General features: G+C 49.4%; 25 protein-coding genes and 1 riboswitch. Of the genes, 22 read left to right on the plus strand and 3 right to left on the minus strand.

Annotated elements, in window-relative coordinates:
- Positions 1-84 precede the first annotated feature (84 nt).
- From KNP94_RS02655 to KNP94_RS02690, 8 genes are all read left to right on the plus strand, one after another.
- The gene (locus tag KNP94_RS02655) at positions 85-960 is read left to right on the plus strand and encodes an SDR family oxidoreductase (RefSeq protein WP_088836830.1); all 876 of its coding nucleotides are present in this window, start codon (positions 85-87) and stop codon (positions 958-960) included.
- Positions 961-973: 13 nt separating this feature from the next.
- Positions 974-1,162 carry a hypothetical protein gene (locus tag KNP94_RS02660; RefSeq protein ID WP_029333410.1) on the plus strand — a complete coding sequence of 63 codons (189 nt, stop codon included), beginning with the start codon at positions 974-976 and terminating at the stop codon, positions 1,160-1,162.
- Positions 1,163-1,225: 63 nt separating this feature from the next.
- Entirely contained in the window at positions 1,226-3,235 is a 2,010-nt protein-coding gene (locus KNP94_RS02665) for a catalase (RefSeq protein ID WP_215115161.1), read from the plus strand.
- Between the two features lie 222 nt (positions 3,236-3,457).
- Positions 3,458-3,748, plus strand: a complete 291-nt coding sequence (locus KNP94_RS02670) for a hypothetical protein (RefSeq protein ID WP_029333417.1) — start codon at positions 3,458-3,460, stop codon at positions 3,746-3,748.
- A 213-nt stretch (positions 3,749-3,961) separates the two neighbouring features.
- The gene (locus KNP94_RS02675) at positions 3,962-4,342 is read left to right on the plus strand and encodes a GntR family transcriptional regulator (RefSeq protein WP_029333419.1); all 381 of its coding nucleotides are present in this window, start codon (positions 3,962-3,964) and stop codon (positions 4,340-4,342) included.
- Positions 4,335-5,015, plus strand: coding sequence for an ATP-binding cassette domain-containing protein (locus KNP94_RS02680; RefSeq protein WP_215115162.1), 681 nt, complete (start codon positions 4,335-4,337; stop codon positions 5,013-5,015). Before KNP94_RS02675 ends, KNP94_RS02680 begins: the two co-directional genes overlap by 8 nt.
- On the plus strand, positions 5,012-5,824 hold the full coding sequence (locus tag KNP94_RS02685) for a hypothetical protein (protein ID WP_214845478.1): 813 nt from the start codon (positions 5,012-5,014) through the stop codon (positions 5,822-5,824). Before KNP94_RS02680 ends, KNP94_RS02685 begins: the two co-directional genes overlap by 4 nt.
- 10 nt (positions 5,825-5,834) lie before the next feature.
- The gene (locus tag KNP94_RS02690; RefSeq protein ID WP_215115163.1) at positions 5,835-6,920 is read left to right on the plus strand and encodes a hypothetical protein; all 1,086 of its coding nucleotides are present in this window, start codon (positions 5,835-5,837) and stop codon (positions 6,918-6,920) included.
- A 94-nt stretch (positions 6,921-7,014) separates the two neighbouring features.
- Here KNP94_RS02690 and KNP94_RS02695 read toward each other — a convergent pair whose 3' ends face one another.
- Complete coding sequence (locus tag KNP94_RS02695) at positions 7,015-7,512, minus strand: C40 family peptidase (RefSeq protein WP_159172666.1); 498 nt, start codon at positions 7,510-7,512, stop codon at positions 7,015-7,017.
- 218 nt (positions 7,513-7,730) lie between these two features.
- Positions 7,731-8,918: an MFS transporter gene (locus KNP94_RS02700; RefSeq protein WP_215115164.1), complete on the minus strand. Its 1,188-nt coding sequence runs from the start codon at positions 8,916-8,918 to the stop codon at positions 7,731-7,733.
- Between the two features lie 205 nt (positions 8,919-9,123).
- Between KNP94_RS02700 and KNP94_RS02705 the strand changes: the two genes are divergently transcribed.
- The 13 genes from KNP94_RS02705 to KNP94_RS02765 all read left to right on the plus strand — a co-directional run bounded on the left by KNP94_RS02705 (position 9,124) and on the right by KNP94_RS02765 (position 21,790).
- The gene (locus tag KNP94_RS02705; RefSeq protein WP_088836833.1) at positions 9,124-9,549 is read left to right on the plus strand and encodes an OsmC family protein; all 426 of its coding nucleotides are present in this window, start codon (positions 9,124-9,126) and stop codon (positions 9,547-9,549) included.
- Positions 9,546-10,778, plus strand: coding sequence for a beta-N-acetylhexosaminidase (nagZ, locus tag KNP94_RS02710; RefSeq protein WP_215115165.1), 1,233 nt, complete (start codon positions 9,546-9,548; stop codon positions 10,776-10,778). Before KNP94_RS02705 ends, nagZ begins: the two co-directional genes overlap by 4 nt.
- A 66-nt stretch (positions 10,779-10,844) precedes the next feature.
- Positions 10,845-10,947, plus strand: a riboswitch (TPP riboswitch).
- Positions 10,948-11,036: 89 nt separating this feature from the next.
- On the plus strand, positions 11,037-11,627 hold the full coding sequence (locus tag KNP94_RS02715) for a thiamine phosphate synthase (RefSeq protein ID WP_214767527.1): 591 nt from the start codon (positions 11,037-11,039) through the stop codon (positions 11,625-11,627).
- Entirely contained in the window at positions 11,624-12,628 is a 1,005-nt protein-coding gene (locus tag KNP94_RS02720) for an NAD(P)/FAD-dependent oxidoreductase (protein WP_215115166.1), read from the plus strand. Before KNP94_RS02715 ends, KNP94_RS02720 begins: the two co-directional genes overlap by 4 nt.
- Positions 12,612-12,815, plus strand: a complete 204-nt coding sequence (thiS, locus tag KNP94_RS02725; RefSeq protein ID WP_029333431.1) for a sulfur carrier protein ThiS — start codon at positions 12,612-12,614, stop codon at positions 12,813-12,815. The genes KNP94_RS02720 and thiS overlap by 17 nt, the downstream gene beginning before the upstream one ends.
- A 2-nt stretch (positions 12,816-12,817) precedes the next feature.
- Positions 12,818-13,582 (plus strand): thiazole synthase, encoded by a 765-nt coding sequence (locus KNP94_RS02730; protein ID WP_088836837.1) that lies wholly within the window; start codon positions 12,818-12,820, stop codon positions 13,580-13,582.
- Complete coding sequence (locus KNP94_RS02735) at positions 13,579-14,589, plus strand: ThiF family adenylyltransferase (RefSeq protein WP_215115167.1); 1,011 nt, start codon at positions 13,579-13,581, stop codon at positions 14,587-14,589. Before KNP94_RS02730 ends, KNP94_RS02735 begins: the two co-directional genes overlap by 4 nt.
- Before the next feature lie 126 nt (positions 14,590-14,715).
- Positions 14,716-15,078, plus strand: a complete 363-nt coding sequence (locus KNP94_RS02740) for a hypothetical protein (protein ID WP_088836839.1) — start codon at positions 14,716-14,718, stop codon at positions 15,076-15,078.
- A 179-nt stretch (positions 15,079-15,257) separates the two neighbouring features.
- Positions 15,258-16,379, plus strand: a complete 1,122-nt coding sequence (locus KNP94_RS02745; RefSeq protein ID WP_215115168.1) for an exonuclease SbcCD subunit D — start codon at positions 15,258-15,260, stop codon at positions 16,377-16,379.
- On the plus strand, positions 16,361-19,372 hold the full coding sequence (locus KNP94_RS02750) for an AAA family ATPase (RefSeq protein WP_215115169.1): 3,012 nt from the start codon (positions 16,361-16,363) through the stop codon (positions 19,370-19,372). Before KNP94_RS02745 ends, KNP94_RS02750 begins: the two co-directional genes overlap by 19 nt.
- A 12-nt stretch (positions 19,373-19,384) precedes the next feature.
- Positions 19,385-20,176, plus strand: a complete 792-nt coding sequence (locus KNP94_RS02755; protein ID WP_214769631.1) for an AAC(3) family N-acetyltransferase — start codon at positions 19,385-19,387, stop codon at positions 20,174-20,176.
- 59 nt (positions 20,177-20,235) lie between these two features.
- The gene (locus tag KNP94_RS02760; protein ID WP_214769629.1) at positions 20,236-20,973 is read left to right on the plus strand and encodes a Bax inhibitor-1/YccA family protein; all 738 of its coding nucleotides are present in this window, start codon (positions 20,236-20,238) and stop codon (positions 20,971-20,973) included.
- 601 nt (positions 20,974-21,574) lie between these two features.
- Positions 21,575-21,790 carry a hypothetical protein gene (locus KNP94_RS02765; RefSeq protein ID WP_214767553.1) on the plus strand — a complete coding sequence of 72 codons (216 nt, stop codon included), beginning with the start codon at positions 21,575-21,577 and terminating at the stop codon, positions 21,788-21,790.
- 103 nt (positions 21,791-21,893) lie between these two features.
- Here KNP94_RS02765 and KNP94_RS02770 read toward each other — a convergent pair whose 3' ends face one another.
- Positions 21,894-22,199, minus strand: a complete 306-nt coding sequence (locus KNP94_RS02770; RefSeq protein ID WP_088836850.1) for a hypothetical protein — start codon at positions 22,197-22,199, stop codon at positions 21,894-21,896.
- A gap of 132 nt (positions 22,200-22,331) precedes the next feature.
- On the opposite strand from KNP94_RS02770, the gene KNP94_RS02775 reads away from it, so the two are divergent.
- Positions 22,332-23,066, plus strand: a complete 735-nt coding sequence (locus KNP94_RS02775; RefSeq protein ID WP_215115170.1) for a nuclease-related domain-containing protein — start codon at positions 22,332-22,334, stop codon at positions 23,064-23,066.
- Positions 23,067-23,088: the final 22 nt, after the last annotated feature.

Raw genomic sequence — 23,088 nt, forward strand, 5'->3', positions numbered from 1 at the left:
TTTTTATGGAATGACGTTTATTCATACATGGCAAGGGAATGTTAACTAAGGAAGTCAATTATCAAAGTAGAGGGGATGAGTAAGATGCGCGAAAAGCAACTGAGGGATATGCATGAAGAAGCAAAAGGGCAAACACAAGATCATCAACCAGGAATCGAGTCCGAAATGAATCCTGAACCGATTTATGACGATCCCGAGTATGTCGGCTCCGGGAAGCTGAAAGGGAAAGTCGCGCTTATCACTGGCGGTGACAGCGGGATTGGTCGCGCCGTCGCGGTCGCTTACGCAAAAGAAGGCGCAAATGTCGCGATCGTTTACTTAAATGAAGGACAGGACGCGGAAAAAACGAAGCAGTTAATTGAAGGGTACGGAGTTAAGGCCCTTGCATTTGCGAAAGACGTCAGCCGTCCGGAAAATGCAAAACCAATCATTGATCAGGTACTTGAGGAATTCGGTCAACTGAATATTCTCGTCAACAACGCAGGAAAACAATTTCCGCAAGATGATTTTTTAGACATCACACCGGAACAGTTGCAGGAGACGTTCGAAACGAACATCTTCTCGATGTTTTATTTGACGCAGGCTGCCGTACCGCATCTTAAAGAAGAAGATACAATCATCAATACGTCGTCCGTGACGGCTTATCGCGGGGCACCGACGTTGATCGATTATTCGGCGACAAAAGGGGCGATTACGACGTTAACACGTTCGCTTGCATCGAGCCTCGTCGAAAAAGGCATTCGTGTCAATGCCGTCGCACCGGGTCCGATTTGGACACCGTTAATTCCGGCGACGTTCTCGAAAGAGAAGGTCGAAGCACATGGGGAAGACACGTTACTGAAGCGTCGGGGACAACCTTCAGAAAATGCTCCAGCTTATGTTTACCTCGCGTCACGCGACTCGAGTTACGTCACGGGACAAACCATCCATATCAATGGCGGCGATTATATTACATCATAAGGAGGTCTTTTTTATGAAGAAGAATCCGAACGAAGTACCGGAGCACGAACCGAATCACGAACCGAATGAAGTGCCGGGAACACCACCGTCGGAAATTCCGGACACGCCGCAAGAAGATCCAATCCGTCAGCCGGAGCCGGATACTTTTCCGGAACCGACAGAAATACCGGATGCACCACAAGAAGATCCGACACCGTATTGATGGTAGCGATGACCTAACTAGCTGATTGACACCGATTGCTTTTACTTATGGGGAGGTAACAGTATGACGAATAAAAAAGAAGAACAAATGAAGGCGCACCAAATCGATAACACGAAAAAAGCGGGACTGACGACGAATCAAGGGTTGAAAATGGCGGAAGATGAATTTTCGCTAAAGGCAGGACTACGGGGACCGACATTGATTGAAGACTTCCACTTTAGAGAGAAGATGACACACTTTGACCATGAACGGATTCCGGAACGAATCGTCCATGCTAGAGGTGTCGGGGCACATGGTGAATTTCAGGTATACGAACCGCTAGCTGAGATTACGAAAGCGGGCTTTTTGAACGATCCCTCGAAAACGACACCGGTCTTCGTCCGTTTTTCGACGGTCCAAGGGTCACGCGGTTCAGGAGATACGGTCCGTGATGTCCGTGGTTTCTCGACGAAGTTTTATACGGATGAAGGCAACTACGATTTAGTCGGGAATAACATTCCGGTATTCTTCATTCAAGATGCCATCAAGTTTCCTGATTTCGTCCATGCCGTCAAACCGGAGCCACATACGGAAGTTCCGCAAGGCGCAAGCGCGCATGATACGTTTTGGGATTTCATCGGTCAAAATCATGAGACTGCACATACGGTCATGTGGGCGATGAGTGACCGTGGAATTCCACGGAGCCTTCGGATGATGGAAGGGTTCGGCGTCCATACATTCCGACTCGTCAACGCACAAGGGAAGGCGCACTTTGTTAAGTTCCACTGGAAACCAAAACTTGGTGTTCATTCGCAAGTCTGGGATGAAGCACAAAAAGCACTTGGTAAAAATCCTGATTTCCACCGCGTTGATTTATATGAAGCAATCGATAAGGGGGATTTCCCGGAATGGGAGCTCGGACTGCAATTGATTGCGGAAGAGGATGAGTTCAAGTTCGATTTTGACATTCTCGATCCGACGAAACTATGGCCGGAGGAAGAAGTACCGGTCCGACTCGTCGGTAAAATGACATTGAACCGCAATGTCGACAATTTCTTTGCGGAAACAGAACAAGTAGCGTTCCACCCAGGACACATCGTTCCGGGAATTGATTTTTCAAATGATCCGTTGTTGCAAGGGCGGTTGTTCTCATATACGGACACACAGTTGTCCCGACTCGGAGGACCGAACTTCCATCAAATCCCGATCAATCAGCCGGTTTGTCCGTACCATAACAATCAGCGGGACGGCATGCATCAGATGGCGGTCCATAAAGGACAGACGAGCTATCACAAAAATGGTTTGAATGGAAATCAGCCTGAGCCTGTCCCGGTCGAAGAAGGCGGTTTTGAACATTACCAGGAAAAAGTCGACGGCCATAAAGTGCGTGGCCGGAGTGAAAGTTTCCTCGACTTTTATTCACAGGCGAAGCTCTTTTACAACAGCATGACTGCTGTTGAACAACAACACATTCGTGATGCCTACAGCTTCGAGCTCGGAAAGTGTGAATCTGATGTTGTCAAAACGAATGCCGTGGATTTGCTGAATCATATCGACCATGCCCTCGCGAAAGAGGTTGCGGAGAACATTGACGTTGCGGTACCGACGACGGATGAAGGGGTTCAATCAGAGAAACGCTCAGATGCCCTCAGTATGGAACATACGATTCGAAAAACGGATACGCGCAGTGTTGCTCTGTTGCTTGCAGGGGACGTGGATGCAAATCAGGTGAAGGCGTGGGTCGAAAAACTGGCGGAGCATAACATCAATTACAGCCTCGTTGGTAAAAAAGCCTATACACTAGGTGAAATGAAAGTAAAAGAAACGTATGATACGGTCGATTCAAGTTTGTTTGACGCCGCATTCTTAATCAGCGCATCTTCAAAAGTAGCGGACGACGTGCTCGAATTTATCGAGAACACGTATAAACATGCTAAACCGCTGGCGTTACATCTCCATGATGACTCAGTACTCGATAAGTGCCGTGTTGAAACGGATCAACCGGGTGTCTTCTTATTCAAAGAACATAACTTGGATCATTTTGATTCGTTCATCGAAGGCATCGCCCAAGCACGTTTTTGGGACCGGAAATAAGAATAGTCAAGGACTTCCAGCGTTGCGGGAGGTCCTTTTGACGTCGTCAAAATAACGTATGACTTCAATCATTATGTAGATAAGGCTCTTTTTTTGATGCAGACGCTTCACCCCTTTATAAAAGAATCGTATAAGCCTTTAGTAAATGACAAAATAATCAAAAAAATAGGAACTTTTTAGGCATATATCCGTAGAATAGGTTAAACAAAGGGGGAAGTTCAGATGGAAATTATTTTGGGGATCATTGCAGTCGGGGCAGCATTTTGGTTTTTCTTCAGTTACTTACTTGGCTTCAAAAAGAAAAATATCACGATGACGTTTGACGATCGTTTTTATACGCTCGATGAGCATGTCAAAGCAATTGAGCAGAAATTGAAGCAGGACGGAAAACAGGTCGAGTACTTAGGGAACCGCCGTTTCTTAGTAAGCGGGAAACGTTATCTGTTCGTTGAACGGACGGTTTCGATGTCAGGTGTTCCGATGCAACAAACGATTTTAGAGTTCGAAAAATAAGTAAAAAAGGTGATTCCGACTCAGAAATGAGATCGGCATCACCTTTTTTATGTCGATAGATAATTGAGACTACCGATTCTACGAGACTGGTCAAAAAGAAATAAAATCAATAGATGGGAAATGATTGACAGTCAACTGTACTATCGATATGATACAGAAAGAAAGTGTATTACTGTTTTAATACAACGAACGGTGAAAGGTGGTCGAGGGCACGTGCAATTTGACCAAAGAAGCCCGGTTTATCTTCAAGTCGTCCGCTGGTTCAAGGAACGAATCGCGACAGAAGACTTAAAATGCGGGCAAGAAATTCCATCGCGGCGGGAAACCGCTGCGCAACTCGGAATTAATCCGAATACGGCTCAAAAAGCATACAAAGAAATGGAGGACCAGCAATTGATTACGACAGAACGAAACGTCCCGAGTAAAATCACGATGGATCAAAACATTGTAAAAAAAGTCCGGACGGAGATGTTGGACGAAGCAGTTGCGCAATTCATCGAGGCGGTCCAAGCGATTCAGATACCGCTCGGCGAAGTCGTTACGAAAGTCGAAACCGTTTATCAATCAACGGAACGGAGGAAAATTGATGCTTGAAGTCCATGGATTAAAGAAACGATATGGTCGTAAGAAACCGATTTTAGAAGGGGTTTCCTTTTCAGTTCGCCCAGACAGTATCACCTGCCTGATCGGTTTAAACGGGGAAGGGAAATCGACGATTTTAAAAGCGATTATGGGTCTTGTGCCGATCGACGCCGGAACAGTGCTGGTTGACGGTGAAGTATCGCGTGAAAAAATTGCTTTTGTTCCCGATCTTCAAACGATGCCTTCTTACATCACGATTGGAGATGCTTTGCGTTACATGAGTGATTATTATCCGGACTGGAATCCGAAGGTCGCTGAAGAATTAATGGGGCTGTTGAAGCTGTTATCGACCGACCGGATTTTAGAACTGTCAAAAGGAAATCAGGCGAAGTTCAGTTTGGTGCTCGGTTTTGCACTTGATCGTCCCTATTTGTTGCTTGACGAACCATTCGCAGGAATTGATTTATTTACAAAAGAACAAATTGCCTGGCTATTTTCGAGTCATTTCATGGAAGGACGTGCAATTTTGATGACGACGCATGAAATCGTCGAAGTCGAACATTTGATTGATCGGGTCGTCTTTTTACAGGATGGTCGGATTATCGATGAACACGATACGGAAGAAATGCGGGAAATGTACGGGAAATCAGTCCAAGACCGCATGCGGGAGGTCTATCAACGATGAAACAATATCTGATGCTGACGAATGAAGAGTTAAAACGAAGCTGGAAAATCATCGTATCGTTCATTCTTGCGATTGCGAGTATCGAAATCTTAATTGTTGTCGGACGAATCATTTACCATGAACGCCAAGTCCAAAGTTACATGAAGAGTGCAAAACTGTCTGAAGTCGAAGCGATTCAAGAAATCGGGAAATTATCGTTTGAACAAGCCAGTTCTTATTTCAGTTATATCATTATGATCGGGGTTGCGTTTGTTTTGCTATATGCGATTCAAATCTGGTATCGGGATTGGCTAGGCGAATCCAAGTACATATATCGGTTATTACTACTACCAGGTAGTCGCGCAAAAATCTTTTTCGCAAAATTTACTTCTCTCGTACTCGTGATTGTCAGTTTCCTTGGTTTACAGTGGACGGTGATTCAACTCAGTCATGGGATCTTCAACTGGTTAATTAAAGATGGGTACAGGGAGTCAGGTTCGCTCGGTCTCTCAAGGAGCCTCAATAAATTATACATGATGAACTTAATCGATTTATTTGTGCTGGTTATCTTATCGCTGTTCATCGTCAGTTTCTTGTTCCTGTTCGTTCTGCTTGAACGGTCATACGGGAAGTCAAAAGGAATGCTGTTCATCATCATTGAACTAGTTGCTTTAATAGTTATTTTAATTAGTATGCAGTATAGCTTAGAAATGATTGACGGGTTGCTTCAAGAAGAATTCGGAGCAATCGTTCTGTCAGTATTTACGTTGTATTTTATTTATACAATTTGGAGAAGTTTGCGTTTGTTAAAATGGAAAATCACAGTTTAAGGAGGAAATCATGCGAAATTTTAAATTTGTACTCATTCTGACTGTCGTCAGTTTCTTGACGATTGGCATTTACGGATGGTTCATTCATTCGATGGATGAATCAGAATTTGTAATCGAGACGGTCAAAGGTGATCCGAAACAACAAGCTGTCCAGTCCATCCACGCTGAAATCTTAGATCGTGGTCTAAAGCCAATGGATTATGAGATCACGCTGAATGATCGTGTGCAAAAAACAACACATGATTTTGTGGATCAACTCTTCAAAAATCCTTTTGACATCATCGACGCTCCCCGTGCGTTCCGCCGCTTTATTGCCCCTAATTCGGTTAATACGTTAGAGCAAGATGGTATTGTCTATGCGATGCGTCTGCAGAAAGAGGGACGATGGGAACTACAATATTTTAATCAAAAAAAACAACGCCTCTTTAAAAAAATAGTATCAGCACCAGCTGGAATCAAGTACAAAGGGGAAGTGCAATTCAATCCGTTCCAACGTTCTGGTGACAGCCTGTATGTTTATGTCGTAGATGAAGATCCAACGAATGTAGGAAATCATTTCTTTAAGTTCGACTTAAAAGCAGATACGATTCAAACAGTCGATTTACCGAAGACATCAAATGAGTACTTCAATGTTCTTGGGATTAACGGTGAGAAAATCGTTTATCAAACAGAAGGAGATATCAATGGATTGGACGCGACTAAACGAAACACGTACATCAGTGATAGAAAAACGGTTCAATCTCTGACTGCGCTAGATTCAATCGATCTGTATCAATCTGAACTCATCGAGGATGGAACAAAACTTGTTGCGCTTATAGATGCTGATCAGGAACGCTTCAAATGGATTGTATATGATATCGATAGTAAGAAGCTGACACGTCATTCAAATGATTTTAACAAATGGCAGGGGGCTGACGGCTCAAGTACATATTTCCGACTAGAAAACGGAGTAATCTACACGGGGTTAAATACAGGGACCGGCATCTTCAACGTCCAAGTGATTGATCCATTGTCGGGAAAAGTAATTTATGAAGGCAATATCAAAGATCGATTAAAGCGACAAGACATAATATTAAATGAACTCGTTGTAAAATAATTGTGATTAAGGCTGAAAACTTGTTGCATAGAGTTCGAAAAATAAGTAAAAACGCGCGGCTGACTCTGCATTGAAGTCAGCCGCGCGTTTTTTGTCATTGGTACGATTTAATGAGGATGTCCTGTTTCGTATAATAACTCCATGTCAGGTCCTGGGCTTCGACCTTCTTCGTCGTCACGGCGACAAACGTGTTTTTGCCCGTATAGATCCCGACGAAGTTCGGTGTCTTTGCTTTTTTCGCCTGGACGAACAACAAGTCACCCGGCATCGCTTTTTTAAGTGTGACGGTTTTCAACGGCATGGCAGCCTGTTTTGCAACCGTCCGCTCCAGTGTCAAGCCGCTTTTTTGATAGACGTATTGCGTGAAGCCTGAAGCATCAAATCCTTTTGTCGTCGTGCCGCCTTCTTTATACGGCGTCCCAATCAGTGACGTGGCAAGTTTTGCGATCGCAAGTTTCTTTTTCGCGAGTGCTTTTTCGGACAACGGTTTTTTCGTCTCGACTTGTGTTGGTGTTGCGGCAGACGCAACGACCGGACTGACGGAAGCCGTTACGAGTAAGGCCGTTAATGTGATGGCATAATACGGTTTCATGAGAAAAACTCCTTTAATTAAGTTAGGGTGAACAGCTAACTTCAGCGTACCATGTAAATTTACAAATAAAGCAACAAGTTGGCAACGATTTCCTAACAGTCTTGTAAGGTTCGGGCTGAGAGGACGGCTTTTTGACGATAGAAAGAACAAAAAAAGATTCCCTTCACATTGCATCCGAGAAAACAAGTGAAGTGAGAATCCTTTAGTTTCAGTTCGTTTTATGATGCGCGTCGGTCGAGTCGGAAGCTGACCGCAGTCAACAGTGCAGCGACCAAGGCGACGAGTCCGCCGACGAGCGCCGTGTTCATCATCGGTCCGCTCGCATAAACGAGTCCACCGAGCGCGGAGCCGAAGGCGATCCCGACGTTACTTGCGACCGGCATCAAGGACGCAGCGAGTCCTTTTGCTTCCGGGTTGAACTTTTCCGCCAAGTCAATCAGATAGATTTGTGTCGATGTCGTCAATAAAATCGACATCAGTGACATCAAAGCGATATTGATCAGTCCGAGCGTGACGGATGACGTCGTGACATATAAGGCCGCCAAGACGAACGCTTGCACGACGAACACAAACCGTAACCGACCGATCGGATTATGACTGGCGATTTTCCCGGCCAGAATGTTACTGAAAATCGAGACGACGCCGTACGCGAGGAGGATTGGACTGATCCAGGCCCGCGGCAGCTCGAGTTCAAGTTCGAGAATCGGCACGAGGTACGTGTAGACGACATAGGTCGCACCAAATCCGAACGACGGGATGAAGAAGGCAATCATGATACGTGGGTTCGCGAGCAGGCACAGTTGATCCTTAACGGAACTTGACGCCGTCGCCTGTTGCCGCGGGACGACTTTGAAAACGGCGAAAAAAGCAATCAGTCCGAGGGCTGTCGTCAGCCAAAACGTCGCTTCAAAACCGGCATGTTGCCCGATGAACGTGCCGATCGGGACGCCGAAGACGTTCGCGAGCGTGAAGCCGCCGAAGATGAACGACACAGCGACACCGCGTTTCGCGACCGGGACACTGTCACTCGCGACGACCATCGCAAGCGAAATCAAGACACCGGTCAGGACGGCCGTGACGATCCGTGTTGCGAGCAGTAGCGAGTAGGTGTCGGCGATGCTGCTGCAAAAGTTCAAGACGACCCAAACAAAGATCAGGCTGAGCATCAATTTGCGACGTTCGAAGCGTCCCGTGATCGACATCGTGAACGGTGTCCCGATCGCGAAGGCAATCGCAAAGGCGGAGACGAGTGTGCCGGCTTTCGCAATCGTAATTCCGAGGGCCGAAGCGATTTCTGATAAAATCCCGACAATGACGAATTCGCTTGTGCCTAAGACGAACGTCAGTAAGGAGAGGGTGGCGATTAAAAGCCAGTCCGTTTTACTTAAACGGGTAGTAGATGACATATCAATTCCTCAATTCTAGCGCTAAGCAGCGCGAAACTATCGTTTTTCAGAATAGCATGATTCGTGTGTCAGGTGAACGGGAATCGGATGGAAACGGAAAAGAAGAATTATTTTGAATAGCATGTCAATTTTCTTCAGGTGAGACTACGCTATAATGAAGGAGAGCGAAGCGAACCGAACTAAAAATCGAAAGGTAGTGAGAAAAATGCAAGCGACGATTACATGGAATCACAAGATGGGCTTTAGTGGAGTGACGGAGTCCGGACACCAACTGGCAATGGATGCAGCACCTGAAAATAACGGGGAGAACGGAGCACCACGACCAACTGAATTGTTGTTACACGCCGTCGCCGGCTGTACGGGAATGGACATCGTCTCCATTTTAGAAAAAATGCGTTTACCGTTAACCTCGTTTGAGATGGACATTGAGGGAGAACGGGCGACGGAACACCCGCGCCGCTTTACGACGATTTCGATTCATTATCGTCTCGAAGGCGACTTACCGGATGATAAAGTCCGCCGGGCCGTGTCGTTATCAAAAGATAAATACTGTTCTGTCTCGAAATCACTGAATGCTGAAATTGAAGTCTATTATTCAATCAATGGCGTCCGAAACGAGGAACCGCTTTGAAACCGATTTACCTGCTTTTAACGGCTTGCTTTTTGACGGCATGCGCGAGTGAACCAGCAACAGAACCGAAGACGAAACCGGAACCGAAGACGAGTCAGCAACAGCCGGTCGCTGACGAACCGACGGCTGCCGACCAGGCGGAGCAAGACATCAAACGTCAGCTCGCCAAACTCTCGACTGCTGAAAAGGTCGATCAATTGCTGTATATCGGGATCAGTGGGACGACGTTATCGGACGCGGACCGAAGTCTGTTAAACGATCACGCGATAGGCGGTGTCCTGTTACTCGGAGGCAATATCACGTCAGACGCCCAGCTGAAAACCTTGACGGCAGCAATCAAGGACGCACAAGACGACGAGGCGCTCGCGTTCCTCGGCTTCGATGAAGAAGGAGGACGTGTCAGTCGTGTCCCGGATCAAACGTTTCATTTACCTCCGAGTCTGACGCTCGGTCAGAAAAACGATCCGGCATTGATGCAAAAGACCGGACAGGCGCTTGGTGCGATGTCACGGTTTTATGGATTTAATATGGATTTCGCCCCGGTTCTTGATGTCAACAGTAACCCGGCGAACCCGATCATCGGTGACCGGGCACTCAGTGCTGAGCCGGATGACGTCGCCCGGCTCGGTGTCCCGTTAATGCAGGGAATCAAGTCGGAAGACGTCGTGCCGGTCGTCAAACATTTTCCCGGACACGGCGATACGACCGTCGATTCGCATGTCGGCTTACCGACCGTGACGAAGACGAAAGCGCAACTCGAGCAACTGGAACTCGTCCCGTTCAAAGCGGCAATCGATGCCGGAGCGGAAATGGTGATGGTCGCACACATTTTATTCCCGGCGCTCGACCCAGACAATCCGTCGTCGTTATCAGAGCCGGTCATGCAACAACTGTTGCGTGAAGAGTTGAAGTTCGATGGCGTCATCGTGACGGACGACCTCGTAATGGGTGCGATCACGAAACAATATGGTCTCGCCCAAGCTTCGCGTCTCGCCCTCGAACGTGGTGCCGACATGGCGATGTTCTCGCAAGCCGGTGCTTACACGGATGTTCATGCGGCAATTATGCAGGGGATCAAGGACAAGTCACTATCACGGGCTGACCTCGACGCGAAAGTGACACGTGTCTTACGTCTGAAACAAACGTATGATTTAGCAGACACGAAGCTGATTCCAACGCGTGAACAATTGACGGAACAGGTCAAAACGGTCACGGATTGGCTGAACTGACAAGTCAGACTAGAAATCAAGCGAGCGGTCATGGTAGACTACGAATGAACCAACCAACACTAAATAGTTCTACACTAGGGGAGTCTCGCAGCAGACTGAGACGGAAATATCCGGACCCTTTGAACCTGATCTAGTTCGTACTAGCGGAGGGAAGTGGCTTCTGATTATCATCCTGTCTCAGGTCTTACCTGGACATTTTTCGGACCACTCCATCATGTTCATGGGGTGGTCCTTTTTGTGTAGCAAGGAGGAGAAGGTATGCGTCCGAAGTTACATATTGTGACGACCGGGACAAAAGAGCTGACACATCTACTAGAAGTCTTGCCGGCTGTTGTGCCTTATGCCGACATGATTCATATCCGAGAACCGGGTTGGTCGGCGGACCGACTCGTCCAATTGATCGAGGCGCTAGTATGCGCCGGTGTTCCACGTGAAAAACTAATCGTCCATGACCGGCTCGATGTCGCCCTCGTGACGAAGGCAAGTGTCCAGTTGACATCACGCAGTATTCCCGTCGCTGTCGTGCGGCGTCAATTCAGCGAGCTACAGATCGGCCGATCAATCCACTCCTTGACGGAAGCGCTTGAGACGGGCAGCGACTTCGTCATGTATGGTCATGTCTTTGCGACGGCGTCAAAACAGGACGTCGCCCCGCGCGGACTAGCGGCACTCGCGCAAATCGTCACGTTTTCAAAAGTCCCCGTCATCGCGATTGGCGGGATTCAGCCGGAGAAGGTCGCGGGTGTCCTTGCGACCGGCGTTGCTGGCATCGCTGTGATGTCAGGGATTCTCGGTCAGGCAAACCCGGTCGAAGCAGTCCGGTCGTATCGCGAGGTGCTTGATCAATGAAAGCAACAGAGACGTTAATCGTCGGCGCAGGCGTAATCGGTTTGACACTCGCCTACGAATTGCTCAAACGAGGACAACCGGTACGCGTGCTTGAGCAAAATCGTTCCAGTGAAGGAGCGACGCGGGCAGCAGCCGGCATGCTTGCGACGGATCATGAACTGATTCCTGCCTTACATCAACTGGCAGCAACGAGTCGACAGCTTTATCCCGACCTCGTCCGTGAGCTGTTTAATGAGACCGGCATTGATAGTGGCTATAAAGAAAACCCGTTTCGACTGATCCGTGCAGACGGGGACATCCGGTTCGCTTCAGTCGGTCAAATCGATCCCGTCCAGTTGACGCGTTCGCTCCGTCAGGCGATTAAAGCCCGCGGAGGTGTGATTGAAGAACAGACAATGGTCACGGGACTGCTCCGGGCAGGGGCGACCGTCGTCGGCGTTGCGACAAGTAACGGTAAGCGCGAAGCCGGGAACGTCGTGGTCGCAAGCGGTCGGGGATCAGAAGCGTTACTCGCGACGAGTGGTGTCGAGATCGCGACGGTACCGGTCAAAGGCGAATGCCTCGCCGTCCGGCTTCCGGGGCATGTCTTGACCGAGACGTTGTTTAGCGACGACGTGTACCTCGTCCCGAAGTTTGACGGACGGATCATCATCGGGGCGACGGAACGGATCGGTGACGAGACGACAGGGGTCAGCGTCAGCGGGATTGAACATCTCCTGCAGGCGGCGGTGCGACTGTTCCCGGCAATCAGAGAAGCGGAAATCGTGGACATCTGGTCCGGGATTCGTCCACAAACAGCGGACGGATTGCCTTATCTCGGGCAGGTCCCGGGAGTCGGGCACCTATTCGTCGCGACCGGGCATCATCGGCACGGGATATTACTCGCCCCGATCACGGCGTCCGTCCTGGCAGACGAGGTAACTGGAATCACGCCGAAATATGAGCTTCGTCCGTTTTCATTACATGAATCGAGGAGGAACACGAATGCAACTCACCATTAATGGTCAACCGTATACGCTTGACGGATCGATTTCGACAATCGACGGATTGATTCATCATCTCAATTTGACGGAAAAAATGGTCATCATCGAACAGAATCGACAGATTGTCGAGCGGACAGCATACCAAAACACACCCATTCAAACAGGCGATTCTTTTGAAATCGTTCACTTCGTAGGAGGCGGTTAATCATGTTAACGATTGGTCAAACGACATTTCAGTCGCGGTTATTACTCGGAACGGGCAAATACCCCGACGTGACGACACAGCAGCAAGCAGTCGAGGCATCAGGAGCAGACATCCTGACCTTTTCCGTTCGCCGGATGGATATCTTTGAAGCGAGTCAACCGAACTTTTTAGAGGCGCTTGATTTGAGTCAGTATCATTTATTACCGAACACGGCGGGGGCGAAGACAGCGGAAGAAGCGGTTCGGCTGGCAAAACTTGCCCGCGCGTCCGGACTGTGCGACATGGTCAAAGTTGAAGTCATCGGCTGTGATAAAACGCTGTTACCGGACCCAATCGAAACGTTGCGGGCATCGGAAGAATTATTAAAAGAAGGATTCACCGTCTTACCGTATACGTCAGACGATCTGTTGTTGGCACGAAGACTGGAAGAACTCGGGTGTCACGCCATCATGCCTGCCGCGTCCCCAATCGGATCCGGACAAGGAATCCTTAATCCACTGGCCTTAAGCTTCATCATCGAACAGATGACGGTCCCGGTCATCGTCGACGCAGGAATCGGTTCACCGACCGATGTCGCCTACGCAATGGAACTCGGCGCAGACGCCGTCTTACTTAATTCGGCCGTCGCCCATGCGAAAGACCCGGTCAAGATGGCGCGAGCGATGAAGCTTGCCGTCGAAGCGGGACGACTTGGCTTTGAAGCGGGACGGATCGAAAAGAAACGGTACGCGACGGCGAGCAGTCCCGAGACAGGGATGAGTCGATGACGGATCGTTATTCACGGCAAACCCGGTTTCGGCCGATCGGTCAGGCGGGACAAGATGAGCTGACAAAAAAACATGTCCTCCTCATCGGCATGGGCGCACTCGGAACGGCAAGTGCCGAACAACTCGTCCGGGCCGGAATCGGCAAGCTGACGATCGTCGACCGCGATTACGTCGAGTGGAGTAATCTCCAGCGGCAGCACCTTTACACGGAGGACGATGCCGCGCAGCATGTCCCGAAAGCAATCGCAGCGGAGCGCCGCTTAAATGCCATCAATCAGGAAGTCGAGATTATAGCCCATGTCACCGATGTCACGCGTTACGAATTACCGCAATTGATCTCAGGTGTCGATTTGATTCTTGACGCAACCGATCACTTCGATATCCGGATGCTGATCAATGATGTGGCGGCGCAACACAAAATTCCGTGGATTTACGGCGGGTGCGTCGGGAGTTACGGCATGACCTATACGGTCCTCCCGAACGAGACCCCGTGCTTGCATTGTTTGCTCGAACATTTACCGCGCGGGCAAGCGACGTGCGAAACGGCGGGGGTGATTGGTCCGGCGATTCAACTCGTCGCCGCGTATCAAGTCGCGGAAGCCTTGAAGCTCCTCGTCGGTGCGACGGACGCGCTACGGCAGGAATTGCTCGCGTTCGACGTCTGGACGAATGAACAGAGCCGCATCAATGTCGCGTCTTTGAAGAAGGCATCATGCCCGTCCTGCGGCGAGAACCGGACCTATCCGTATTTGACGCACATGCCGGTGCAGTTTACAACATTGTGTGGACGTGACGCCATCCAGGTCCGTGGAGATGAGGCGCGTGACTTAGAACGTCTTGAACAGAATCTGAGCCCGGTCGTCAGTATCGTCGCGAAAAATCCGTACTTGCTCAGTTTTAAGACGGAGACGCATCGATTCGTCGCCTTTCGTGACGGACGCGTCCTGATTCACGAGGAACAGGAACTCGTCCGTGCAAAACAGCTCTATCACGCCTTTTTTGGTTAAAAAGTCACAAAAAAATCAAACTAACATTCAAAATATATGTTTTAGATGTTTTGAAAAGAGGTAAATAAGACTTCAAGACACAAAATGGCGTTTTAGGTAGACTGAAAGCGAAGAGGAGTGATTAGGATGAAACAAGAATTCGATAAAGTGGTCCAATCATCGGACCAGACGAAGCGGACAGAACAGACAGCTGAACCGGTTCAGCAGGCGAATTGGAATCCAGATCGGTACCGGACGAACTTAAATCCGTTCTATCTGTCACCTTGTAGCGTCGAACGACGGGAAGATGTTGAAGCACATGCGAATCATCTGATCGAAGTTGAACCAGACGCGTCCCCTCTTGCCCAAATTTTCGAACAACAACAAACAGCCCATATACCGAACAAACATCAGAGCTCAAAATTCACGACAGGAATTGTAGTCGGTGCTATCATCGGAGGATCCGTCTCCATCATCACTTCTGTCAAGCGGTTGCGGCACAAACATTAAGGAAATGAATGCATGGAATGTAAAGGATAGTAAGGTCCGGTAGCGTCCGGTCTTTACTGTCTTTTTTTTGATTATAGACGCATGCCGGATCGAAGCCTATGCGCGGACGAGAGTCGTCATTGCCGTTTCAGACGTGCTAAACTAAACTTAATATATTAGTAAAGTGAGGGTGAGGAAACATGAAGTGGATTCATACAGCGGATTGGCATTTAGGGAAAATCGTCCACGGCGAATCGATGATTGAAAATCAACGCGCCGCGCTCGAAGCATTTTTAGCGTTACTCGACCGGGAACGCCCGGACGCGGTTGTCATTGCGGGCGACTTATATGATCGCGCCGTCCCACCGACCGAGGCGGTCGAACTGCTCGATGCGACACTCGCGGACATCGTCCTCGACCGCGGGATTCCGGTCATCGCGATCAGCGGTAACCACGATTCGGCGGAACGGCTCAGTTTCGCGACGACCCTGCTCGAACGGTCAGGTCTGCATCTCGCCGGTAAATTAACACCGGTGATTGAACCGATCGAGATTAAAGGCGTCAAGTTTTATCCGGTCCCGTTCGCAGATCCGGCGATCGTCCGTTACGTCTATCAGGACGACACGATTCGGAATCATGACGAAGCGATGCGAAAAATCATCGAACCCTTAACGATTACAGGACCAAGCGTCCTCGTCGGTCATGCCTTCGTCATCGGTGGACTTGAGACCGACTCGGAGCGTCAACTGTCGGTCGGGACGGCAGGGCAAATCAGTGCCAGTACGTTTGCGCCGTTCACTTACACGGCGCTCGGTCACCTACATAACCCGCTCGCGATCCGTTCCGAGACGATTCGGTACAGTGGATCACTTTTAAAGTATTCCTTTTCGGAAGCGAGTCACGTCAAAGGCGTCGATATCTTGACGCTCAATGATGCAGGAACGTTTGATCGTCGCTTTGAACCGATTGCCGCGAAACGCGATTTACGGGAGTTGACGGGAACGCTCGCCGAATTGATGGATCCGACGTTCGTCGCGACACAATCGACGGACGACTACATCAAAATCAACTTGACGGACGCGGAAGCGTTGATTGATCCGATGGGTAAGCTGAAAAAAGTTTATCCGAACATCCTGCATCTTGAGCGGACCGGTTTTACTAGGGAGAGCACACGATCCGTCCAAGCATCGCGCGACCAGGTCAAGACGGCGACGCTAACCGATTTATTCAGTGAGTTTTATGAAGCAGTCCGGGAAAAACGACCGACGGATGCGATGCAGACCGTCTTAGAGGAGGAAGCGACATGCGGCCAGAACGATTGACCTTACGGGCGTTCGGCCCGTTCGCAGAAGAACAGACGATTGATTTCACGGCACTCGCCGGACGGACGATGTTCGTCATTTCCGGTAATACGGGAGCCGGCAAAACGACGATTTTTGATGCCTTGACGTTTGCCCTTTACGGGGAGACGTCAGGCGGCGAACGGGAGATGACGGATTTACGGAGTCATTTCGCGCGCCCTGATGTCAAAACGGAAGTCGAACTGGAATTTTTACTGAAAGGTGAACGCTATCGTGTGATTCGCCAACCGAGCCAACCACATCCCGTCAACAAAACGGACTATGCGCACGAGGCAGAACTGGCACGGTTCGACGGGATGGCGTGGCAACCGCTCGCCGTCAAAATCCCCGAAGTCAAGCAACGGGTTCAAAGTCTCTTGCAGCTCGACCATAAACAGTTTTCGCAAATTTTGCTGTTGCCGCAAAATAAATTCCGGGAGCTGTTGATGGCGGAGTCAAAAGACAAACTGCAAATCCTGAAGCAACTGTTCAAGACGGAGCAGTACGGTGAGTTCCAGCAACGCTTGCACCGGAAAGCACTCGATCTTGCTACAGCAATCAAAGAGACAAAAACGAAACAGCTCGCAAAACTGGAGGAATTGCCGTTAGAAGTTGATTGGGTCAATCAAAATGAGACGACGATCCGGAGCGTGACGGATGAATTGTTAGCGTCGCTCGATGAAACGATCACTGCCGCCAAAACAGTCGAACAGCAGGTGCGTCAAGACGTCAATCAGGTTAGCGAACGCTTCCGCCAGGCGGAACAACTCGAACATGCCTTCGTCGAACATGAACGGCTGTCGCGACTCGAGCAAGAACTCGCCGTGACGTTACCCGACATCACGCGACAAGCGAACCGGTATGAGATTGCGACACGTGCCGCGGCCATCACGGGACGATACGATGCCTTCTTGTCAGAGCAGCAGACGGTCGTCCGCCTGGAGACGGCGCAAACGCAATTGACGTCAGAACTGACGACGTTGCAAGGACGTCTTGACCAAATCACCGGTCAAGCGGAACAGTTAGCGAGTCGCGAACAAGAAATTCGTGACGGGGCCCGACGGATCGACCAAATCGAGACGGAATTGAAGCAACTGCGCGAACAGGAACACCTGCAACAAAAACAAAAAAGCTTAGCGGAGGACGTCGCACGCCTGAACCCGCAAGCATTACTGACAGAGCGTGAGACCAAACGTGCGGAACGGACCCGCATCCAAGCAGAACTCGCGGCACTGGCTGACGTCTCGGACACGCAACTGACGTTGCAGGAACGGCGCTTCAGCCTTCAGACTCTCGAACAAAAGCGGATCGAGTGGCAACGGAGTGAAACGGAACGGCAACAATTGATTGAACGCGGGACCCGTGTCCGGAAAGAAAAGGATGAAGCGGAAGCGGCCTATGCGGAAGGGCGGCGAAAAGAACGGATGCAACTCGCGTCCGAGCTTGCTGAACATCTGCACGACGGGGAAGCGTGTCCCGTTTGCGGGAGCCGTGAGCACCCGGAACCAGCGGTGAAGACACAACTGGATGACGTCGAAGCGTTGCATCAATTGTATTTAAAAGCGCAGACGGCCCACCAGGAATTACAGGCGACGTACCGGACAATCGTCGAACGGAAACGACAACTCGAGCACGATATCGCAACACTCGGGCAAGAACAGACGCTGCCGACGGAACTCGATTTGATTCGGACGGAAATCAACCGCCTCGTCGCAGCAGAAGCCGAACAAAAACAGCAACAAGATAAAAAACGTCAGCTCGAACAACGCTTGCGGACGCTCGAAACAGAACTCGAGACGCTGACAAGTCAAATCGATCAGCAACTCGCGGCACAAGGGAAACTCGAACTTGAGCTTGCCCGACTTGAGGCATTGCTGACGAAAGCAGGCGAGCCGTCAGCGTCGAAAGGGGTTCTCGAACAGGAACAACAGACATTGCAGGCGAAACAGACACAATATGAAACCGACCGAGCGACGGTCGATCAACAAAAAAATCAACTCAATCGGGAAGTCGCAGAACGACAGGGACGCCTTCAACACATTACCGAAGAGGCGACGACACATGTTGCAGCGCGGACGCAAGCGAAGGCTGACTTGGAACAGGCCCTGTCGGAAGAGCATTTTGAGACGTTAGAACAATTCGAACAGGCGCGATTGTCCCGGCAGGAGATGCAACAACTCGCAGCGCTGCTTGAAGCGGATCGTGTCAAGCGCCAGGAAGTCGCAACCGGACTCGAACGCTTGAAACAACAAATCAATGCCGCGGCACGTCCGGATCTCGCGCATTTACGGACGCTTGTCGAAACAGCGGAAGGACGCTTGGCGGAAGCGACAGACCAACGTGTCGGTGCCGAGAAGGAACACATCCATGTCAAACAGCTGATCGATGCCTGGGCGACGCTCCAACAAACGATTGAAGCCGAGGACGCCCGGTACGGGATCATCGGGGAGCTGGCACGGGTTGGAGTCGGTGAAAATGCGCAACGGATGACGTTCGAAACCTACGTCCAGACGGCGTACTTCGATGAGATTCTCCAGGCGGCGAACCGTCATTTGACGGAGATGACGTCAGGTCGCTTCCAGCTCGAGCGGAAGACGGAAGCCGGTAAAGGCTTGAAGAAGTATGGCCTCGACCTGAATGTTTTTGATGCTTATACGTCACAGACACGGCATGTCAAAACATTGTCCGGTGGCGAAAGCTTTAAAGCGTCGCTTGCGCTCGCGCTTGGTCTGTCGGAAGTCGTCCAAGAAGCGAGTGGCGGCGTTTCCCTTGAGACGATGTTCATCGATGAAGGATTCGGGACACTCGACCCCGAGTCGCTCGAACAAGCGATCGAGACGTTACTGTCGATTCAAGCGAGCGGACGGATGGTCGGGATCATCAGCCACGTCCAGGAGCTGAAGTCACGGGTCGATGCTAAAATTGAAGTCACGCAAGGAAAAACAGGCTCGACGATACAGCTTGTCGTTGAATAAGGAGTGAGACGGATGGAAGTCAATCAAATGGTAACGAAGTCGGATTTAATCCGCGACCTGAAACAGCTCGGGGTCGAACCAGGGATGAAAGTGTTCGTGCACAGTGCGATGAAACAGATCGGCTGGGTTCCGGGCGGGGCGCAAGCGGTCATCGAAGCTGTCCAGGAAGTCGTCACCGAGACGGGCTTGATCATGATGGCGACACAAAGTACCGATAACTCGGACCCGAAAAACTGGAGTCGTCCTGCCGTACCGGAGGAATGGTGGGAGACGGTCCGTCAAGAAATGCCGGCGTATGATAAACGGAAGACGCCGACGCGGAGCGTCGGCAAAGTGCCGGAATTGTTCCGGACATTTCCGGATGTCGAGCGCAGCGACCACCCGATGTGGTCGGTCGCAGCCTGGGGCAAAGGAGCAGCAGAGTTCGTTGCTGACCATACGCTCGAGAACGGATTTGGTCCCGGATCACCGATTGAACGGTTCATCGAGGCGGACGGTCACATTCTGCATATCGGCTCACCGTGGGATGCGACGACGGTCTGGCATTATGCCGAGTATGGGATTGAGCGTCCGGACATCGAGAGCGGGTGTAAAATCAAGCGAGGCGATGACGAAGAGTTCGTTCACTACTGGCACCGCTTGATTGATAGCGACCCATTCGGTCCAATTGGTGAAGGGTTCACGGACGAACCGTTCGTGACGAGCGGAAAAATCGGTCGTGCGACGTCGCACCTCGTCTCTGCCAAAGAATCGATTCCCGTCGTCATGTTCCAGCTGAGTGCTTTAAATAGCTGGTTAAGCTGAAACTTTTTCGGGAACGATTCGTAATAAGACACAGAGAAATTAAAAGGAGTGAACGCAAGATGGCATCACGATTTAAAGTTAACCCAGCGCTGCGCCGCGGTTTTGAGACGGCACGGGCTGGGGAACGACCGATGACGAAAACAGGGACGATGAGTAAGATTTTCTTAATGCTCGCCCTCGTCACGGCAGCAGCCGGAGGAACATGGTTCTTTTTAGCCGCGAATCCGCAATTTTTATTCCCGGCCTTGATTGGCGGGATCGTCCTCGGACTGATCCTTGCTCTCGTCATCACCTTTAAACCGGCTACGGCACCTGTCCTTTCACCGGTCTATGCGCTGGTCGAAGGGGTCGCAGTCGGTGCGATTTCCTTAATGTTCGAAAGCATGTACCCAGGCATCGTCGGAAAAGCCGTCGTCGCGACGTTCGTCGTCTCGTTCGCGATGTGGTTCGTCTATACGACCGGGATGATTAAAGTGACACAACGGTTCCGTTCCGCTGTCACGGCAGCGATCCTCTCGATTCTCGTCTTGTACGGTGTCAATTTCCTGCTCGCCTTGTTCGGTGTCGACCTCCCGTTCATGACAGGCAGCTCGCCGCTCGCGATCGGGATTCAGTTTGTCATCGTCATCGTCGCCTCGCTGTCACTCGTGATGGACTTCGACTTCATCTCGCGTCAAGTCGAGGCACGGGCACCGAAGTCGATGGAATGGGTCGCCGCGTTCGGTTTAATCGTGACGATCATCTGGCTGTATATCGAGTTACTCGATTTATTGTATCGTTTAGCCGCGCGTGACTAAAACCTGTTTAACACATCGTTTCAGTTTTGACGGAGACGGTGTTTTTTTTATGAAAAGTTGCTGGGTAAATGTTTTTTCTTCCCGTGCTTTCCTCGGGCGAGGCGCAAGGCGGCAGGGTTGATCCATAAATTATCCCCAGACAAATCCTTGAAACGGATGTTTCCGCCATCCTCGCTTTCCATGGGCGGAAGGTAAGCCGCGACATCCCGCATTTCATGCTCGCATGCCGGGTCTTACCTATTCCTGACAGAAGCGCGAACCGCGCTTCTTTTTCCCATAGGAGTCGAGAATGGACGTTTCCATCCCGCTTCAATCGAATAGCCGATGAGCTCACTTTTCACGAGAAGCAAAACGAGCTGCTTTGAATCTTGTTAGGGAATAAGACACGCGCAATTACAAGTTTAAAAAGACTCGTCCTGATTTAACGCAAACATTAATAAGCTTATAAGAATGGTCAAGTTTTGACATATAAGGAAGTCTATCATTTGCTTGGAAAGAATCAATCGAGTTGTCATTTTTGGATATTTTTGTAACAATGGATAGGTTGAAGAAAGTAATCGCTAACGCGTTTGACTGACAAATCGAAGAAGGGAAGAATGACATGGATTTAATCTTCATGATGAAGGAACGGCTCGGTCTATTTGCATTTTTATTCGGATTCCTGCTCCTGAACGCCCTGCTCCTCGTGGCAATTTGGAAAGTAAAAGTTCAGCTGCCAAAACCGTTGTTGGTTCTGTTGACGATGTGTTGTACGTTTTTCATCTTTGCGACGATTGGTTTCATCGTCAGCACGTTATCATTTGGGTATAATTCATAATGATGTTTTAAATTATGACAATAATTGAAGTAAAGCAAATAATTTATCCACCGAATTAAACAGGCAAACTTTCCACTCACTTAGGGAAGGTTTGCCTGTCTTTTTAGTTTGATGAATCAAAATGAAGAGAATCGACATACTGCTTAGCTTCGAGTAATGAATAACCAAGTTGATTTCGGACTAGTTTAACAGCTTCCACCATCTGATCCTCTTGAAGAAGGTGTTTAACTTGATGTTGGAGTTTAACCTCATCCGCATCTACTCCCGGCATTCCAAGGTGAATTTGAATACGTTTAATTTCCTTCGTTAATTGCTGTTGCTGGATCCGTTGCTTGGCTAGTTGTTGTGAAATTGATTGCCAGATGATGGCAAGAAACAAGACGGGCAACCATGTGAATAAAGCATCCATCAATGCATCCACCTCCTTTTGTTCACCTTAGCATAGACTGTACCATGTAACAAATAGTGGAAAAGTCATAAGAATACGTTTATTCTTAATAAGTGGTAAATAAAGGTTTTTTAGGTGAAAGGAATGAAAAAAGTGGAAAAAATTATTGTATCGTTAATTCCGTTGTTAGTCCTCATAGGTGGTGTCATGTTCGTTGGTTTCGTCGTGACGCTCTCAAGTCTGTATTACTTACGGCGCCGCTCATTTGAACGTAGTACGTATAAGCAAGTAACACAAGAACGATTCCTCAAAGCGGTCCGTGACAAAGGACTGTGGGGCGAGTACTTGACGACACGCGAACTTGAAAAAATCGACGGATACGGAAAGTTTGTCATCAATACATATGTACCAAAAGCACGGGGGAAAGGCATGACGGAAATCGACGTCACGTTCATTCATGAGAGCGGGATTTACGTCCTCGAATCGAAAAACTACAGCGGCTGGATTTTCGGGAAAGAAGTCGACCGTCAGTGGACACAGATGTTCAAGAATCGGTTTAAACAACGGTTTTACAATCCGATCAAACAAAATGAACAGCATCTGAAGAGTCTTCAAAAGTTTTTGTCTGAAACGGTTGAGGCAGATGTTTTTAAATCACTGATCGTCTTCAGTGAACGGTGCGAACTGAAGAAAATCACGGTCGATTCGAGCCATGTCCATGTCATCAAGCGGAATGAGTTACGCCGGACCATCAATAAACTGGCGACGGTTAATCGTTTGACACGAGCACAAGTCGATAACGTTTACGAGGAGCTCAAGCAACGGTCGCAAGTCGATCAAATGATTAAAGACGCGCATATCGAATCGATAAAATCGTTTACGTCGTAAGTAACTGTATACATTTTAAATG

This window comes from Exiguobacterium sp. s80 (genome assembly GCF_018618725.1).
GTDB classification, from domain to species: Bacteria; Bacillota; Bacilli; order Exiguobacteriales; family Exiguobacteriaceae; genus Exiguobacterium_A; species Exiguobacterium_A oxidotolerans.

Bases quoted from the DNA above. Each gene is read 5' to 3' on its own strand.
- KNP94_RS02750 (WP_215115169.1), top strand. From the start codon at position 16,361: ATGCGGCCAGAACGATTGACCTTACGGGCGTTCGGCCCGTTCGCAGAA.
- thiS (WP_029333431.1), top strand. From the start codon at position 12,612: ATGCAACTCACCATTAATGGTCAACCGTATACGCTTGACGGATCGATT.
- KNP94_RS02740 (WP_088836839.1), top strand. From the start codon at position 14,716: ATGAAACAAGAATTCGATAAAGTGGTCCAATCATCGGACCAGACGAAG.
- KNP94_RS02705 (WP_088836833.1), top strand. From the start codon at position 9,124: ATGCAAGCGACGATTACATGGAATCACAAGATGGGCTTTAGTGGAGTG.
- KNP94_RS02660 (WP_029333410.1), top strand. From the start codon at position 974: ATGAAGAAGAATCCGAACGAAGTACCGGAGCACGAACCGAATCACGAA.
- KNP94_RS02665 (WP_215115161.1), top strand. From the start codon at position 1,226: ATGACGAATAAAAAAGAAGAACAAATGAAGGCGCACCAAATCGATAAC.
- KNP94_RS02745 (WP_215115168.1), top strand. From the start codon at position 15,258: ATGAAGTGGATTCATACAGCGGATTGGCATTTAGGGAAAATCGTCCAC.
- KNP94_RS02760 (WP_214769629.1), top strand. From the start codon at position 20,236: ATGGCATCACGATTTAAAGTTAACCCAGCGCTGCGCCGCGGTTTTGAG.
- KNP94_RS02715 (WP_214767527.1), top strand. From the start codon at position 11,037: ATGCGTCCGAAGTTACATATTGTGACGACCGGGACAAAAGAGCTGACA.
- KNP94_RS02655 (WP_088836830.1), top strand. From the start codon at position 85: ATGCGCGAAAAGCAACTGAGGGATATGCATGAAGAAGCAAAAGGGCAA.
- KNP94_RS02770 (WP_088836850.1), bottom strand. From the start codon at position 22,199: ATGGATGCTTTATTCACATGGTTGCCCGTCTTGTTTCTTGCCATCATC.
- KNP94_RS02730 (WP_088836837.1), top strand. From the start codon at position 12,818: ATGTTAACGATTGGTCAAACGACATTTCAGTCGCGGTTATTACTCGGA.
- KNP94_RS02695 (WP_159172666.1), bottom strand. From the start codon at position 7,512: ATGAAACCGTATTATGCCATCACATTAACGGCCTTACTCGTAACGGCT.
- KNP94_RS02720 (WP_215115166.1), top strand. From the start codon at position 11,624: ATGAAAGCAACAGAGACGTTAATCGTCGGCGCAGGCGTAATCGGTTTG.
- KNP94_RS02670 (WP_029333417.1), top strand. From the start codon at position 3,458: ATGGAAATTATTTTGGGGATCATTGCAGTCGGGGCAGCATTTTGGTTT.
- KNP94_RS02765 (WP_214767553.1), top strand. From the start codon at position 21,575: ATGGATTTAATCTTCATGATGAAGGAACGGCTCGGTCTATTTGCATTT.
- KNP94_RS02700 (WP_215115164.1), bottom strand. From the start codon at position 8,918: ATGTCATCTACTACCCGTTTAAGTAAAACGGACTGGCTTTTAATCGCC.
- KNP94_RS02735 (WP_215115167.1), top strand. From the start codon at position 13,579: ATGACGGATCGTTATTCACGGCAAACCCGGTTTCGGCCGATCGGTCAG.
- KNP94_RS02685 (WP_214845478.1), top strand. From the start codon at position 5,012: ATGAAACAATATCTGATGCTGACGAATGAAGAGTTAAAACGAAGCTGG.
- KNP94_RS02680 (WP_215115162.1), top strand. From the start codon at position 4,335: ATGCTTGAAGTCCATGGATTAAAGAAACGATATGGTCGTAAGAAACCG.
- KNP94_RS02690 (WP_215115163.1), top strand. From the start codon at position 5,835: ATGCGAAATTTTAAATTTGTACTCATTCTGACTGTCGTCAGTTTCTTG.
- KNP94_RS02755 (WP_214769631.1), top strand. From the start codon at position 19,385: ATGGAAGTCAATCAAATGGTAACGAAGTCGGATTTAATCCGCGACCTG.